The 549-nt window shown below is 57.9% G+C and carries 1 protein-coding gene; it reads right to left on the bottom strand.

All coding sequences use genetic code 11. The features are described from left to right. Window positions 1–448 precede the first annotated feature (448 nt). A partial coding sequence (locus AB1462_RS31610; protein WP_367249010.1) for an ATP-binding protein occupies window positions 449–549 on the bottom strand: 101 nt, incomplete at its 5' end.

Here is a 549-nt window from a genome sequence, read left to right as displayed (position 1 = left end):
GTTAAGGATAGTACCACACTCACTTTTTACCGCGAGTTTCCGCCAACGCAATGCGGATTTTTAAGCGGACTCCTGTGATTTCGTCGACAGTCAGTCCCGCGCCCAGATCGGATCATCCATTCAGGGCGCGCCATTCCACGTGTGAGGCGCCATGCTGAATCCAGAACATGGCACAGTGCCAAAAGCTGACTGTCATCTGGGGGTCATGTGAAGCCGCCAGCGAGTCCAAATGCTATTTTGCGGGCTGATTTGGGCTGCTGCCGCGCGCCGCTCCGCCCAGCCCCTGTGGGCGGACGATTTGGACCACTCTTGTCAACCGGCGCGGAATTCTGACCCCATATCGGCGTCCAATCTTCACCCCCCTTATAAACGATCAGCACTTGGCCTGCCCGGCGCTGGCCGGGGTTGCAGAGGGTGGGCCAAGTGCGGGTGTTGGGGCTCTTCGGCTTTAGCTTTGAGATCGGTTTTTAAAGCGCCAGGATTCGTTTCCCGTCTCAACGATCTCGCAATGATGGGTCAGCCGGTCGAGCAGCGCCGTCGTCATCTTTG

The organism is Pseudomonas sp. SB113 (assembly GCF_040754745.1).
Taxonomy (GTDB): Bacteria; Pseudomonadota; Gammaproteobacteria; order Pseudomonadales; family Pseudomonadaceae; genus Aquipseudomonas; species Aquipseudomonas grimontii.
This window is presented reverse-complemented; position numbering and strand designations above follow the sequence as displayed.